The organism is Streptomyces sp. CNP082 (assembly GCF_059570535.1).
This window is the reverse complement of record NZ_JCANSZ010000004.1, coordinates 264,047-278,033: the sequence shown is the minus strand read 5'-3', so window position 1 is coordinate 278,033 and position 13,987 is coordinate 264,047. Positions and strand designations below refer to the sequence as shown.

Below are 13,987 nucleotides of genomic sequence, written 5' to 3'. Positions count from 1 at the left end.
CGGCGATGACGATACCGGCGAAGACGGGCGGGCGCGGCGGCCCTGGCGTGCGCCGTGTCGCGATCGTCGGCGGCAACCGCATCCGTTGCTTTGAGCTGCAGTAGCTCTCAGCCTTCCGGGCATTTCTGCCCGGGAGGTCCGTCTCGTCACCAGAGCGTGAGGGCTCCGGCTTGGGTACGGTCTCTCGTTTCCGTCTGCCGCTGGTGCGGCAGGGCTGCGCCACCTGCCCGCCCCGCCGTGGCCTTGCGGCGGCGGCGGGTGGCACGGGTCTTATGGTCGGCTCCGCGAGGCTTCGACACCGCCGGGGCGGTGTCCTGGTCTCCGGCCACTCCGGTACCAGTTACTGCGGCCGCCGCGAGGGCGACGAGGTTGCGTGCGGCGTTGGCGTCCCGGTCCATGACCAGGGGGCATTCTTCGCAGTCGAAGATCCGGATATGCAGCGGCAGCTTGGCTTTCGTCGCGCCGCACCCGGAACAGGTCCTGGAGGAGGGGAACCACCGGTCGGCGGCCAGGATGCGGCAGCCGTTCCGCCGGGTCTTGTAGGTGAGCTGGCGGCGGATCTCCCCGAAACCGGCGTCGGCAATGCGGCGGGCCAGGCGCCGGTTCCGGAGCATTCCGGCGACGTTGAGGTCCTCGATCACGACGATGCCGTACTCGGCCGCCACGCGGGTGGTGAGTTTGTGCAGGGCGTCCTCACGGAGGTTCGCCACCCGGTGGTGCACGGTGTTGCGGGCGGCGTTAGCCTTCTCCCACCGTCTGGACGGCTTCTGGCCGGTTCTGCGGTCCGGGCCCTGGCGGCGGGAGACGGTGCGGGAGGCGCGGCGCAGCTGCTTCAGCGCCACCTCCAGGTGCCCGGGGTTGGGTACTTCGCGGATCTTGCCGGTGCTGTCGGCCATCACCGCCAGGGTCTTCACGCCCAGGTCGATGCCGACCGCCGTATCGGGGTGTGCGACCCGTTCCAGGTCGCGCTTGGCCTCGGTCTGGAGCGAGACGAACCAGCGGCCCCGCTCGTGCCGGACGGTGGCCGAAAGGATACGGGCCGTCCCCGCCCGGAGGCGGGCGAGGAGGTTACCGGTGGGCTCGTGGACACGGATCTTGCCAAGCCTCGGGAGGGTGACGTGCCTGCCGTCCGTGTCGATGCGGATGGTGCCGGTGGTGAACCGGCACGCCAGACGCGCCTTGCGCTTCACCTTGAAACGCGGCATCCCCACCGCACGGCCCCTGCGCCTGCCCTGCTTCGACTGCACATAGTTGTCGAACGCGGCGGCGGCGTTCGACAGGCCGGTGGAGTACGCCTCCTTGGAGTTCTCCTGCCACCAGGCGGCAAACCTGGGGTCGGTGCGCTTGGCGGCGTTGAACACCATGCGCAGCGCGGGCAGCGACCACGGCCGCCATGGCGTCAACTGCTCCTCACCGATCCCATAGGACTCCTCCGCGCGGCGCTGCCACCACGACGCCATCACCCAGCCCACAGCCCAGTTGTAGGCGGCCCGCGCCGCACCGCAATGCGAGCGCAACGCCTGCTCCTGGGCAGTGTTCGGGTCCAGCGCGAAACGGTACGCCTGCACCACGAAACCCGGCCGCGGCCGGAACCTCCCACTCACTCGGCACCCTCACCCCCAGCTTCGGCAATCCCCCACCGCACCCAACGAGCATCACCCGCAAGGGTCACGCATTCGACGAAGGAACTCCCGCTCCAATCCGGGGAGGTCAAACACCAGACCCGCACCGGCAAGAGCACGCCATGACCCACCGCCCCAGTCCGAGGACTCCAAGCCACCACCACACAAGCCGACACAGACCGAGACCTACTGACGGACTGCCCAGCAAGCCTGAACCTCCGCTACCCGAAGGAGCGAACATGGGCGTACGAAAGGACCTCAAGACCGCGCAGAAACGCTCGGACCTCGGCGAGCGCGCCCCCGTGGAGGTGACCACCGGCAACGGCGTCGTCCGCCAGGCCGCCGTCCCCGCGCTCGCCGCGCCGCACCCCGCCCGCGGCAGCGCCGTCGCCGACATCCCCTACACCAACGCCGCCGAGGACCCCGGCGCCGTGGTCATCCGCCGCAAGACCGGCGGCCGTTGGGTCCCGGTGACCGCCGCGGCGTTCGCCGAGGAGGTCACGGCGGTGGCCAAGGGCCTCGTCGGCGCCGGGCTCGAACCCGGCGGCCGGGTCGCGATCATGTCCCGTACCCGCTACGAGTGGTGCGTGCTGGACTTCGCCGTCTGGGCGGCCGGCGGCCAGTCCGTCCCCGTGTACGCCACCTCCTCGGCCGAGCAGGTCGCGTGGATACTGGAGGACTCCGGCACCCGCTTCGTCGTCACCGAGACCGCCGCCAACGAGCAGACCGCCCGCACCGCCGCCGCGGATGCGCGCATCTGGCAGCTCGACGCCGGCGGCCTCGACGACCTCAAGGCCCTCGGCCGGGACGTACCCGACGAGACGGTCGCCGAGCGCCGCGCCGCCCTCACCCCCGGCACCATAGCCACCCTCTGCTACACCTCCGGCACCACCGGCCGCCCCAAGGGCTGCGTCCTCACCCACGGCAACCTGCACGCCGAGGCCGCCAACAGCGTCGAGCTGCTGCACCCCATCTTCAAAGAGGTCACCGGGCAGACCGCGGCCACGCTCCTCTTCCTGCCGCTGGCCCACATCCTCGGCCGCACGATCCAGATCGCCTGCCTGTCCGCGCGCATCGAGCTGGGCCACTGGCCGTCGATCAAACCCGACGAGCTGCGGCCGGAGTTCAAGGTCTTCAAGCCCACGTTCCTCGTCGGCGTCCCCTACCTCTTCGAGAAGATCCGCGACACCGGACGGGAGATGGCCGAGAAGCTCGGCCGCGGCTCGTCCTTCGACCGCGCGGACCGCATCGGGGTGCGCTTCGGCGAGGCGCACCTGAACAAGTTCCTCGGCACCGGCAAGGGCCCGGGCCTCGGGCTCACGCTGGCCTGGGGCCTGTACGAGCTGCTGGTCTACCGGCGCATCCGCAAGGAGCTGGGCGGCAAGCTCTCGTACGCCATCAGCGGCGGCTCCCCGCTCGACCGCGACCTCAACCTCTTCTTCTACGCCGCGGGCATCGTCATCTACGAGGGCTACGGCCTCACCGAGACCTCCGCCGCCGCCACCATCACCCCGCCGCTGCGCCCCCGCCCCGGCACGGTGGGCCGGCCGCTGCCGGGGACGGCGATCCGCATCGCGGACGACGGGGAGGTGCTGGTCAAGGGCGGCATCGTCTTCGGCGAGTACTGGCACAACCCGGCGGCGACCGGGGAGGTGCTGGCGGACGAGTGGTTCGCGACCGGCGACCTCGGCGCGCTGGACGACGAGGGCTATCTGACGATCACCGGCCGGAAGAAGGACCTCCTCATCACCACCGGCGGCAAGAACATCTCACCTGCGGTGCTGGAGGACCGGCTGCGCAGCCGCCCTCCGGTGGGGCAGGTGCTGGTCGTGGGCGACAAGCGGCCGTACGTGGCGGCGCTGGTGACGCTGGAGCCGGAGGCGGTGGCGCACTGGCTGGCGGTGCGCAAACGGCCGCGGGACACGCCGGTCGCGAAGCTGCGGGACGACCCGGAGCTGCGGGCGGAGGTGCAGCGGGCGGTGGACTTCGCGAACGAGGCGGTGTCGCGGGCGGAGTCGATCCGCGGGTTCGTGATCGTGGAGGGGGAGTTCACGGAGGAGAACGGGCTGCTGACGCCGTCGATGAAGGTGAAGCGGCACGCGGCGGAGGAGGCGTACGCGGCGGAGATCGAAGGGCTCTACGAGGGGTGAGCCGCTGCGGTGACCCGCCCGCCCGGGTCACCGCCACCCGCTCAGTCCCCGCCCGCTCACCGCCGCGTGAAGCTCGCCGGCTGTCCGCCACCGCCGGGGAGACCCGCGCCGCCCTCGGCCTCCTCGATGCCGTCCGTGATCTCCTCCAGCTCGTCCAGGCCGGGCGCCTGGGAGCCGATGTCGAAGCCGGCGCGGATGAGGACCATCGTGTCCGGGTTCGCCGGGGACGGGAACGCGAGCGACTGCACGTAGCCGTCGTCGCCCTCCTGCGTCACGACCTTCCAGCGCACGAGGTAGCCCGTCTCGCCGGCGACCTCGACCTCGCCGGACTCCACCTCGTCGTGCGAGGTGATCCCGCCGTACGACTCCTCGCCGTACGACGCCTCGGCGTTGGGCTCGATGTCCCTCTCGGCGACGCGCTTCGGGCTGGTCGCGTCGATGCCGAGGGCGAGGGCGGGCACGGAGTTCAGCCCGCCGCGTACGCAGGTGGTCTTCGGCGCCGTCGGGCACTTGTACTCGCCGACCGACACCGACGCGCCGATCTGCGAAGACTGTCCCTTCCAGCCGTCCGGCACCGGGATCTTGATGCCGCTGGCCAGGTCGGTGGCGAAGCCGTCCTCGCTGGGGATCTCCAGCGGCGGCTGCCCGCCGTCGGGGTCGTCGGGGTCCTGGCCGCCGTCGTCGGGGTCCTGCGGCCCGGGCGACCGGTCGGGGCCGCCGCCCGGGCCGCCGCCGGAGCCGCCGTCCGAGTCGCCCCCGGAGCCGCCGCCAGGACCCTCGCCGGGGCCGGGCGAACGGGGCTCGCCGTCCGGCCCGTAGACCACAGGACCGCCGCCGCCGGCCTCGTCGCCGTCGTCGCCGCCCCACAGCGCGTACCCGCCGGCGATGCCGCCGCCGACGAGCGCCGCGGCGGCCACGCCTATCGCGATGCCGACCGCGAGCGGGCGCCGGCCGGTCCAGCGCTTCTTGCCGTACGGACCCTCGGGGCCGAGCGGTTCCGCGTGCCCGCCGGATATGACTTCCGTGGGGGCCTCGTGCATGCCGCCGGGCGGAGCGTCCTGCGGGACTGCCCCGGGGACCGGGGGCGCCGCGGGCGCTTCCGGGCCCTTGCCCCCGTCGGCGGCTCCGCCGGACCCTCCGGGCCCGTCAGTCCCGGTGTCCCCGGCGTCCCCCGCGGGGCTCTGCGCAGGGACATCTGGGGCGACAGCAGCGGGCCTGACCTCGTCCGTCCAGCCTTCACCGTCCCACCTCCGCTCCCTCGGCGACTCGTCGTCGCTGCGGTCCGGGTCGGGATACCACCCTGCGGGTGCCATGCCACTCATGCATGCAGGCTATCGGGGCTCCCTGAAAACCGGATGAGAGCGGTCTGAGCCATGTGCCTGTCCAACTGCGCAATCTCTCAGCTTGCTGGTTCTCCGGGCTCGGAAGGTTCGGGATGAGAAGTCTGTTGAGGCGAAGAGGCGGGGGGGTACGGGACCCCCCCGGGAGGAGCGGAAGCCGATGAGCCTTCGCCAGTTCGAGTACGCCCTGGCAGTTGCCGCGGAGGGCTCGGTGACGGCGGCGGCGGAGTCGCTGCACGTCGCCCAGCCGTCGATGTCCCAGCAGATCCGCAGTCTGGAACGCGACCTCGGCGTGACGCTGTTCGCCCGCACGCCGGCCGGACTGGTGCCCACCGCCGTCGGCCGGGCGTTCCTGCAAGAGGCGGAGGTCGCGGTGAGCGCGGCGCGGCGGGCCAGGGCAACGGCCAGGGCCGGAGCGAGTGACCTGGTGGGAGAGCTGGTGGTCGCGGCGCAGCTCGGCTTCGGCACGCGGCAGTTGCCGGGTGCGCTGAGCGTGCTGCGGCGCCGCTTTCCGCGGCTGGAGGTCACCGTTTTCGAGGAGTCGAGCTCCGCTGAGCTGGACCGGTTGTGCCGCAGGGGCGTGCTGGACCTCTCCCTGATGGCGGCATGCGAGCGGAGCCCCGCGGACGCGCACCGCCTCGGCGAGGAGGAGTTCGTCGTGGTGCTGGGCGCCGGACACCGGCTGCTCGCCGCCGAGCGGGTCGGGCTGCGTGAGCTGGGGGGCGAGCCGTGGGTCAGGTTCGATCGCGATAGCGCGCTCGACGGCGTGCTGCTGAACGTGCTGCTGAACAACGATCTGACCCCTGCCACGGCCGCCCGCGTGTCCCAGACGGCGACGGCCGTGCGCTGGGCCGCCCACGGGCTGGGGGTGACGCTCGTCCCGGCCTCCGCGGTGCCCCGCGGTTATGAGCACCTCGCGCGTGCGGTGCAGCCGGCCGTGGCCCAGCCTGTCATCGCCGTGGTCCCCTCCGGCGCGAGCCCGGCGGCGACGGCTCTGCTCACGCTCCTGCGCCAGGAGACCTGGGACAGCTCCGCTTCCTTTCACCGGTCAGGTGCCGGGACCGGTGGGCTTCACGATGAGATTCCCGCGGCGAACGCCGCGAACAGTTCGTCCTGAGCCGTGAATTACGGAGGTGCGAATTGCGGCGGCGTCAGTTTCTGGGGAATTCGCCGCCGTCCACGGAGAAATAAGCCCCGGTGAGCCAGCTCGCCCGGTCGGACACGAGGAACAGCACCGCGTTGGCGATGTCGTCGGGCTGGCCGACGCGCCCGAGCGGGGGTGTGGCGCTCGCGACCGATTCCTCCGATTCCCCGTCCTCGCCCGCCCACCGCTTCCGCGTCTCCTCGCCGCCTGGGGTGGCGGTCCTGCCGGGGCCCAGGGCGTTGACCCGGACTCCGAACGGCGCCAGCTCCGCGGCCAGCGCCCGGCTGTAGCTCTCCAGCCCCGCCTTCGCCGCCTGGTAGTGCGCGAACACGGGCAGCGGCGGGAGGAGCGCGGCCGTGGAGATGTGCACGATCGCCCCCGAGCCCCGTTCCCGCATCCCCGGTGCCAGCAGCGCGTTCAGCCGCACCGCCGCCAGGAGGTTCAGGTCCAGCGTGTCCTGCCAGTCCTCGGCAGGTATCGACATGGCACTGCCACCTTCGCTGGCCCCCGCCCCGCCCGCGTTGTGGACCAGGATGTCCACCCCGCCGAGCGTCTCCCGTACGGCCCCGGCCAGTGCCTCCGTACCGGCCCGTGTCCGGATGTCGGCTGTCACGAAGTCCGCCCCCTCCGGCGCCGTGTACGTGGTCGACCTGGCGGTGGCCAGGACCTGGGCGCCCGCGTCCAGGAGCTGGCGCACGACCGCCGCTCCGATTCCGCGGGAACCACCCGTCACCAGGGCTCGCATTCCCGTGAGTTCTCGCTTCTCAGACCCGTTCTCGACCGTGGTCATGCCGCTGTTCCTCTCGATTGCATGCTCGTTCTCCCGGCGCAACAAGAATCAACGCGGATTCACGGTACGCCGGGAAAAGAACGAGCAGCAAAGACGAAATGCCAGCAGGCGCTATAGGGAATCCCTATGGCAGGGTCGTCACGTGTCGCGGTCAGAAGGAGAGCCAGGTACCCGCAAGACCCTGCTGCCCCACCCCCGCCCGGGAGTAGTCGCAGACGCCCTCGCCGAAGACGGCCAGCAGCCGCCGCCACTCGGCGTCCGTCCACGTCACGCCGTACTCGCTCGCGTACGCATCCCGCCGCGGCGGCTCCGTACGGCACTTGATCACGTCCGTGGCGATGTCCTCGCCCGCGACCTCGCGCGGGAAGGAGTTCGACGGGTAGAGCCGCTCGCAGGTGCTGTCCGGGTCGCGGTCCAGCGCCTCGGCGACGAACCGGGGCTCGGCGTCGCGGGTGTTGCACCCCTCGCGCAGCTCCGCGGGCTTCGCCGCCACGATCTTGTCGATGCGCGGTGCGGCGGAGCTGTCCGCGGCGAGGTCGGTGAGCCAGCGGTCCATCATCGTGATCGAGTGGCGGACCAGCGGGCTGGCGGTGCTCTGGCCGCCGTAGCGGCTGTCCTCCATGACGGTGACCATGTTGGCCGAGGTGCCGTTGGCCTTCTGCAGCCGCTTGCGCACGGACAGGTCGTAGTAGCGCAGGTGGGTGTCGCCCTCGGGCTTGTCGTCGACGTACGCGCGGTAGGTGATGATCGGCACGTCCTTCAGGCCGCCGCCGCCGTTGGTGAGCCGGCCGGTGCGGTACGCGATGCGGGTGGCGACCGGGTCGGCAATGGTACGGGCGGGGACGATGCGGGCGTCGTGGTCGTAGCCGCCGACGCGCTCGTTCAGCTCCAGGAACTGCTCCTTGTCGATGGTGCCGTCGGCCAGGGCGCCGAGGCCGTACTGCACGCCGACGTTGTCGAGCGGGCGGCGGGCGAAGCCGGTGCGGGGGTCCGGGCCGTAGACGTTGATGGCGTGGTCGTAGAGGTCGCAGCGCGCGCCGCCGGGGTTGGTCTCCGGGTCGTACTGCAACTCCTCCGGCAGCACCCCGCAGTTGCCCGTCGGGTCGATGCGGGCGGCGTCGCCCCGGGTGCCGGTGGCCACCGCGTACGAGGCGAAGCCGGTGACGGCGCGCTTCTGCTCCTCGGTCCAGGCCACGTCGGTGCCGCCGGCGAAGTACTCGGTGAGCAGGCGGGTGTCGGTGACGCGGTTCGTCATCGCGAAGCCGACGTCGGGGAAGGAGCAGGCGGGCAGGATGCCGTCGAGGATGCCGGGATAGTTGTCGACGATCTGGTACGCCTGGTACGAACCGCCGGAGCAGCCGAAGCCGATGGTGTGGTCGACCGGCCCGTACGCCTCGGTGAACCGCTCCTTGACCATCATCGCGGTCTCGGCGGCGGTGAGGTCGTGGCAGTTGGCGCCGAAGACGTTGAGGGACGACGACATGACGGCGTACCCGCGGCCGAGCATGAAGGCGTCGGTGACGCCGCCGGTGGTGTTGCCCTGCCGGTACCAGCCGCCGATGCAGCCGCCGCCCAGGGTGTAGACGGCGCGGCCGTTCCAGCCGGCGGGGCGGGTGCGGGGGTCGGGGGCGGGCTCGGCGAGGGGGTCGTGGAGGACCGTGGACTGGTAGATGGCGCGGTTGGCGGTGCCGGTCTCCATGCGCACGATGAACGGGACGGTGCGGCCGGTGGAGGTGGTGGTCCGGTCGAGGTCGGCGGGGTAGGCGGTGGCGCCGGCGGGCCAGGCGGTGTAGACGCCGGCGGTGTTCCGGTAGAAGTAGTCGACGCGGGTCTTCGCGGAGCAGTCGGCGTCGAGGGGCGCGCCGAGGGTGCCGCCGACGACGGGCAGCCGGAAGGTGCCGGTCTCGCAGACGAAGGGCTGCTGGTGCGGACCGGAGAAGACGGGGCCCTGCGCGGGGTGGCCGGTGAGCGTGAGTTCGGCTGCGGGGTGGCCGGGAGCGGTGGCGGTGACGGTGTTGGGCCCGTCGCGTACGCCGTCCACGACCCCGGAGAGGGCGCCGGGTCCGTCGGGAGCGAAGAGCGGGGTGACGTCCCGCCCGTTGAGCTCGATGCGGACGTCGCCGGGTTCCGGGGCGGTGACGCGGAGCAGGGCGTCGCCGCCGGTGACGGAGCCGGGGCGGCCGGAGAGCACGTCGACGTCGAGCGGTGCGGCGGCCTGGGGCGCGGCGGCCTGGGCGGTGAGGGGGAGGGCGAGGAGGGCGGCGAGTGCGGCGGAGAGGGGGACGAGCAGAGCACGGCGTGGGCGCATGCAGGGTCCTCCGGTTCGTAGCGGCCAACACTTGACCGTACGCGCTCAATATCATTCCCCGAAAGATGCCATCCCCCGCCCCACAGGCCCGCCCCATTCCGCACCGCGGTCACGGTGCGTGAGCCTCCGACCAGAGCAGTCCGGGAGGCGGGATCGGGCGCGAGCCCTCACGCTGGACGAGTATGAGAAGAGCGCGAGGTTCTGGCATACCCCGGCGCCCGTCGCACTGGGCGGCCACCGGAGCCGGAGCCGCGATCGCGGCGGGCCTGACCACGCTGGCCCTCGCCGGGACCCTGCCCCTGCGCGCCGACCCCGGCCCGGACACCCCGGCACCGCACACCTCCGTCCACCGCCTCTCCCTGGCCGACGTGCTCCAGCCGCCCATCGTCACCCGCGAGCAGTGGGGCGCCGATCCGCGCCTCCTGGACCAGAAACCGCACTACGCGGACGCCGCGCACGCCGTGGTCCTCCACCACACCGGCCACTCCAACGACAACGACTGCGCGGACAGCGCCGCCCTCGTACGCGACATGTACGCCACGCACGCCGTCGCCAAGGGCTGGGGCGACCTCGGCTACAACTTCCTGGTCGACAAGTGCGGCACGATCTTCGAGGGCCGCAAGGGCGGCGTGGACCGCCCGGTGATCGGAGCCCACACCCTGGGCCTCAACAAGGGCACGACCGGGATCGCCGCGATCGGCACGTACACGGAGGGCGTGCCCGTGCCGAAGCCGCTGCAGAAGTCCGTGGCAGCGCTCATCGCCTGGAAACTCGGGCTCACCGGCACCACCCCCGCCGCCCGCGCCCGGCTCGTCTCGACGAGCAGCAGCAGCCGGTTCCCGAAGCGCAGCCACGTCAGACTGCCGACGGTTTTCGGCCATATCACGGGGTTTGAGACGGATTGCCCCGGGGAGGCGCTTCTGCAGGCGCTGCCCACGCTGCGCAAGGAGGCGACCCGCCTGCAGAGCGAGGCGAAAGCCGTGGTCCACAAGCACCGCCAACAGTACGGAGACGCGGCCGGCGTACGCCCGGGAAGGCAAACCCGCTGAGAGCCGAAACCCGGGCAAGGTACTATGCCGGAGAGCGAGCCGGCCTCGGCCATGCGCCTGTAGCTCAGGGGATAGAGCGTTCGCCTCCTAAGCGAAATGTCGCAGGTTCGAATCCTGCCAGGCGCACAGAGCTTGAGCAGCAAAAATGCCCCCTCCAAGATCACGGAGGGGGCATTCTCGTGCCCGTTTACGCCAACCGGTACGCCAACGGGCGGTCAGGAGAGCTGGTCACCGAGGCGCCGCAGGGCCTTCCGCTGCTCGTCCAGCGACGCGTGGGCGTAGACCTTCATCGTCACTCCGATATCGCTGTGGCCGACGATCTGCCGCACGATGTGCGGCGGCACCCCGAGGTCGAGCAGGAGCGAGACGGCCGAGTGCCGGAGGTCGTGAAACCGGATCTCGACCCCGAGGCGTTCCCGGAGGGGATGCCAGCTCCGCCGGAGGTTGTCCGGCTCGACGGGTGTCCCTACACGAGTCGTGAAGACAAGGCCGCAGTCCTTCCACACCTCACGGGCGGCGGCCCGCTCCCACTCCTGCCGCTCGCGATGCCCGGTGAGCGCCTTTGCCACGATCGGAGGCAGGGGGATGGTGCGCTCCGACGACTCCGTCTTGGGCCTGACGAGGGTCAGCCGTCCCTCGACGCGCTGCAGCGACCGATCCACGGTCAGCGTGTCCCGGTCGAGGTCTACTGCATCCCAGCGGAGCCCCAGGATCTCGCCCCGCCTCATCCCCATGACGAGGGCGAGCACGTACAGGGCGTAGAAGCGGTCCCGCTCCGCTTCCCGGAGCAGGCGGCGGGCCTCGGCGACGCTGAGCCCCTTTCCCGAGCTGTACGCGGGCGTGGGCACCTGGACGAGCTGGGCCACGTTCCGCACGATCAACTCTTCGCGGACGGCGTTCTGCAGCGCGTTGCGCAGCACGGCATGAGTGAACTGCACCATGCGGCGGGAGAGGAACGAGCTGCAACACTCCCCCGCCGCGCAGCACTCCGGCTCGTCCCGAGAGGCGTCCCGGCCGTGCTTGCAGCACTGGCACTCGGTGGACACCCGCCGGAGCCACGTGCGCACTTCAGCGGCCCGCAGCGTCCGGAGCTTCTTGCGTCCCAGACCGGGGATGAGGTGGACCCGTACGACGCTCTCGTAGCCCTGGTACGTCTTGGGGCGCCGGTTCGGCCGGACCACGGTGGCCAGCCAGTAGGTCAGGTACTCCTCCATCTTCGCGTTCGTGTCCGGCACGGGGATTCCCTTCGAGTCCTGCGCCTGCAAGCCGGTGAGCTTGTCGCGGACTTCCTCGCGCGTCTTGCCGTAGACGGAGACACGCTTGCGGACTCCGCTCCTCGTCGTGACATACGCGCGGCCGTGGTACGTCCCGTCCTTGCGGCGGGTGATGCTGCCTTCGCCGTTGGCACGCTTGGCCATCAGGAACCGTCCTCCATTCGCTGACGCATGTAGGTGTCCACTTCGCCGGCGGGGATCCGGCGTGAGCGGCCGATCGTGAAGCTGGAAAGCTGACGGGACCGAATGAGGTCGTAGACCTTGCTGCGGCTGATTCGGAGCGCAGACATCACCTCAGGGACGGTCAGCGCTCCGAGGGCGGGGACGGCGGAAGACTGCGCGGTGACGCTGTGACGGGTGTGACTGATCACTCCGGTGCCTCCTCCTGGTTCGGGACGACGTAGCCGCCGGACTGCCGGATGAGTTGGACGTCGTTGGCCATGCGGGCGCAGGTCTGCCGGACGAGGTCCGGGGCCAGGCCGGTGGCCTGGGTGATCTGCTTGGGTTTGGCGCCGGGGTGGTCGCGGACGTAGCGGAGGATGATTGCGCGGGTCTGGTTGAGGGTGTGGTCGGCGGCGGGGCCTTCGAGGAGCTGCCAGGCACCGGCCTGGGAGTGGAAGCGAAGGGCGTATTCCGCTTCGTCCACGTCGCGGCCAGTGACGTGGAGGACGCCGTCGGCTTGGCCGCGGGAGCGTTTGAGGACCAGCGTGGCGTCGGCGGCGCCGGCCAGGCCGTTGGTGCCGGAGACTTCGGTGAGGAAGTCGTCGGAGCCTGCCTTGCGTACGTGGTGGACGAGGACGACGGCGATGCCGTAGTGGTCGGCCAGGCGTTTGGCGTGGCCGACCGCGGCGTAGTCGGCATCGTAGGCGGAGGTGCCGGGGGCGGAGGGGCCGCGCATCTTCGCGAAGACGTCGATCACGATCATGCGGGCGTCCGTGTGCCGCTCGACCCATTGGGCGATTGCCTCCCCGCCGCCCTGTGGGAGGGGTGGGCAGGAGGTGGCGAGGGTCAGGGTGCCGGGTGCGGGGGTGGAGTCGAGGAGCTTGCGCATGCGGGTCTGGAGGCGTCGCGGGGTGTCCTCCAGGGCGAGGTAGAGCACGGGGCCGCCGTCTACGGGGATGCTGTCCATGGCCTGTCCGCCGGCTGCGACGGCGAGGGCCAGGCCGAGGGAGAGCCAGGACTTGCCGACCTTCGGCGGGCCGGCCAGGAGGTTGACGCCCTCGGAAATGATCCCGGGGACCGCCCAGCGGGGCTCCGGGAACTCCGTGGCCATCAGCTCGTCGGCGGTCCAGGCGGTACAGATGCGCTGTTGTGCTGGCTGCAGTGGGGTGGGCTCCGGGCCGGGTGGGACGGAGTGCAGGTGGGGCAGGGTGGCGCTCATGCTGCCCTCCGGGCGACCGTGCGGGGCCGGTTGGCGCCGGCCCGTAGGCCGGAGGCGATGGTGCGGTGGGCGGCGCGCTCGTCGAGGCCGACGCCTACGGCGGCGGAGGCGAGTAACGCGGTGACTTCCCCGGCGGGCAGTTCGCCGCCGGCTACGAGTTGGCCGAGGGCTACGGAGGCGCGGTAGAGGGCGGTGTTGCGGGTGCCGACCGGGGCGCCGGTGACGCGCTGCCACTCCCCCTCCATGGCGCTGCGCAGGTACGCACTCAGCCGCCGCGGGCCCAACTCGGGCAGCGGTACCGGGCGCTGTGGCGGCAGCGGGGTGGGGGTGAGGAGTTTGGTCAGCCAGTCCGGGAGTGGGGCGGGCGGGGCGTGGTGGAAGACTGTGTAGCGGGTGCGGCCGATGGTGCTGTCGGCGCCGACGATGTACCCGCCGCCGGCCCGGGTGTCGATCTTCCAGCCGAGTTTGCCCGCTGTGTTGCGTAGTCGGGTGTCCTTAGGTGCGGTGAAGTACAGGTGTGTGCCGCCGCTGACGGTGCGTACCGCGTAGGTCTGGGTCGGGAGCTGCTCGCTGTGCTCCTCGGCGAGGGCGGCGAGCATGTCCGCGCCGGCGACTACGCCGTCGGGCGTTCCCGGCGGTGGGGTGTCGTGGTCGTGCTTGGGTACGTCCAGGTCGATGACGACCAGCCGGGAGGGGCCGGTGGCGATGCCGAGGTTGTACGCGCCGGTCGACCAGCAGCGGGTGATGCGCGTGCGGTCGACGGTGGCGCGCTGCTCCCACTCGGCGACGGCGGGGCGCTTGGCGCCGGGGACGAGGGGGAAGACGTGCCAACCGCGTTCGGCCGCCGCGATTGCGGCGCGGTGCAGCGGGTGGGTGGAGCCGTAGGGCATCCTGAGGACACCTCCTGATTCCGGATGGGATGGGAGGCC

General features: G+C 71.6%; 11 protein-coding genes, 1 tRNA gene and 1 pseudogene. 4 read left to right on the top strand and 9 right to left on the bottom strand.

Annotation, left to right across the window (positions count from 1 at the left end; all coding sequences use genetic code 11):
• Positions 1-146: 146 nt before the first annotated feature.
• Positions 147-1,604 carry an IS607 family element RNA-guided endonuclease TnpB gene (tnpB, locus tag B124_RS05555; RefSeq protein ID WP_496501503.1) on the bottom strand — a complete coding sequence of 486 codons (1,458 nt, stop codon included), beginning with the start codon at positions 1,602-1,604 and terminating at the stop codon, positions 147-149.
• A 257-nt stretch (positions 1,605-1,861) separates the two neighbouring features.
• On the opposite strand from tnpB, the gene B124_RS05550 reads away from it, so the two are divergent.
• A complete protein-coding gene (locus tag B124_RS05550; protein ID WP_496501502.1) occupies positions 1,862-3,772 on the top strand; it encodes an AMP-dependent synthetase/ligase in 1,911 nt (636 codons plus the stop codon).
• 56 nt (positions 3,773-3,828) lie between these two features.
• Here B124_RS05550 and B124_RS05545 read toward each other — a convergent pair whose 3' ends face one another.
• Together B124_RS05545 and B124_RS05540 are read right to left on the bottom strand one after the other, a co-directional pair.
• On the bottom strand, positions 3,829-4,812 hold the full coding sequence (locus tag B124_RS05545; protein WP_496501565.1) for a hypothetical protein: 984 nt from the start codon (positions 4,810-4,812) through the stop codon (positions 3,829-3,831).
• A 165-nt stretch (positions 4,813-4,977) separates the two neighbouring features.
• A pseudogene (locus B124_RS05540) lies at positions 4,978-5,085 on the bottom strand (DUF2510 domain-containing protein); the annotation flags it as partial.
• Positions 5,086-5,272: 187 nt separating this feature from the next.
• On the opposite strand from B124_RS05540, the gene B124_RS05535 reads away from it, so the two are divergent.
• Entirely contained in the window at positions 5,273-6,229 is a 957-nt protein-coding gene (locus B124_RS05535; RefSeq protein ID WP_496501501.1) for a LysR family transcriptional regulator, read from the top strand.
• Between the two features lie 34 nt (positions 6,230-6,263).
• Here the strand turns inward: B124_RS05535 and B124_RS05530 are convergent, their stop codons facing one another.
• Both B124_RS05530 and B124_RS05525 read right to left on the bottom strand, forming a co-directional pair.
• A complete protein-coding gene (locus tag B124_RS05530; protein ID WP_496501500.1) occupies positions 6,264-7,046 on the bottom strand; it encodes an oxidoreductase in 783 nt (260 codons plus the stop codon).
• A gap of 151 nt (positions 7,047-7,197) precedes the next feature.
• Positions 7,198-9,354: a DUF6351 family protein gene (locus tag B124_RS05525; protein WP_496501499.1), complete on the bottom strand. Its 2,157-nt coding sequence runs from the start codon at positions 9,352-9,354 to the stop codon at positions 7,198-7,200.
• 182 nt (positions 9,355-9,536) lie between these two features.
• Here B124_RS05525 and B124_RS05520 point away from each other — a divergent pair, with 182 nt between their 5' ends.
• Positions 9,537-10,403, top strand: a complete 867-nt coding sequence (locus tag B124_RS05520) for a peptidoglycan recognition protein family protein (RefSeq protein ID WP_496501498.1) — start codon at positions 9,537-9,539, stop codon at positions 10,401-10,403.
• 53 nt (positions 10,404-10,456) lie between these two features.
• Positions 10,457-10,529: transfer RNA gene (locus B124_RS05515), tRNA-Arg, on the top strand.
• Positions 10,530-10,618: 89 nt separating this feature from the next.
• Here B124_RS05515 and B124_RS05510 read toward each other — a convergent pair.
• Genes B124_RS05510 through B124_RS05495 form a run of 4 tightly spaced genes read right to left on the bottom strand, consistent with a single transcriptional unit; the run spans position 10,619 to position 13,948 of the window.
• Positions 10,619-11,821 carry a site-specific integrase gene (locus tag B124_RS05510; protein ID WP_496501497.1) on the bottom strand — a complete coding sequence of 401 codons (1,203 nt, stop codon included), beginning with the start codon at positions 11,819-11,821 and terminating at the stop codon, positions 10,619-10,621.
• Positions 11,821-12,045, bottom strand: a complete 225-nt coding sequence (locus B124_RS05505; RefSeq protein ID WP_496501564.1) for a helix-turn-helix domain-containing protein — start codon at positions 12,043-12,045, stop codon at positions 11,821-11,823. The genes B124_RS05510 and B124_RS05505 overlap by 1 nt, the downstream gene beginning before the upstream one ends.
• Positions 12,045-13,058 carry an AAA family ATPase gene (locus B124_RS05500; protein ID WP_496501496.1) on the bottom strand — a complete coding sequence of 338 codons (1,014 nt, stop codon included), beginning with the start codon at positions 13,056-13,058 and terminating at the stop codon, positions 12,045-12,047. Before B124_RS05500 ends, B124_RS05505 begins: the two co-directional genes overlap by 1 nt.
• A complete protein-coding gene (locus B124_RS05495) occupies positions 13,055-13,948 on the bottom strand; it encodes a bifunctional DNA primase/polymerase (RefSeq protein WP_496501495.1) in 894 nt (297 codons plus the stop codon). Before B124_RS05495 ends, B124_RS05500 begins: the two co-directional genes overlap by 4 nt.
• Positions 13,949-13,987 lie beyond the last annotated feature (39 nt).

Bases quoted from the DNA above. Each gene is read 5' to 3' on its own strand.
- B124_RS05550 (WP_496501502.1), top strand. From the start codon at position 1,862: ATGGGCGTACGAAAGGACCTCAAGACCGCGCAGAAACGCTCGGACCTC.
- B124_RS05545 (WP_496501565.1), bottom strand. From the start codon at position 4,812: ATGCACGAGGCCCCCACGGAAGTCATATCCGGCGGGCACGCGGAACCG.
- B124_RS05535 (WP_496501501.1), top strand. From the start codon at position 5,273: ATGAGCCTTCGCCAGTTCGAGTACGCCCTGGCAGTTGCCGCGGAGGGC.
- B124_RS05530 (WP_496501500.1), bottom strand. From the start codon at position 7,046: ATGACCACGGTCGAGAACGGGTCTGAGAAGCGAGAACTCACGGGAATG.
- B124_RS05525 (WP_496501499.1), bottom strand. From the start codon at position 9,354: ATGCGCCCACGCCGTGCTCTGCTCGTCCCCCTCTCCGCCGCACTCGCC.
- B124_RS05520 (WP_496501498.1), top strand. From the start codon at position 9,537: ATGAGAAGAGCGCGAGGTTCTGGCATACCCCGGCGCCCGTCGCACTGG.
- B124_RS05510 (WP_496501497.1), bottom strand. From the start codon at position 11,821: ATGGCCAAGCGTGCCAACGGCGAAGGCAGCATCACCCGCCGCAAGGAC.
- B124_RS05500 (WP_496501496.1), bottom strand. From the start codon at position 13,058: ATGAGCGCCACCCTGCCCCACCTGCACTCCGTCCCACCCGGCCCGGAG.
- B124_RS05495 (WP_496501495.1), bottom strand. From the start codon at position 13,948: ATGCCCTACGGCTCCACCCACCCGCTGCACCGCGCCGCAATCGCGGCG.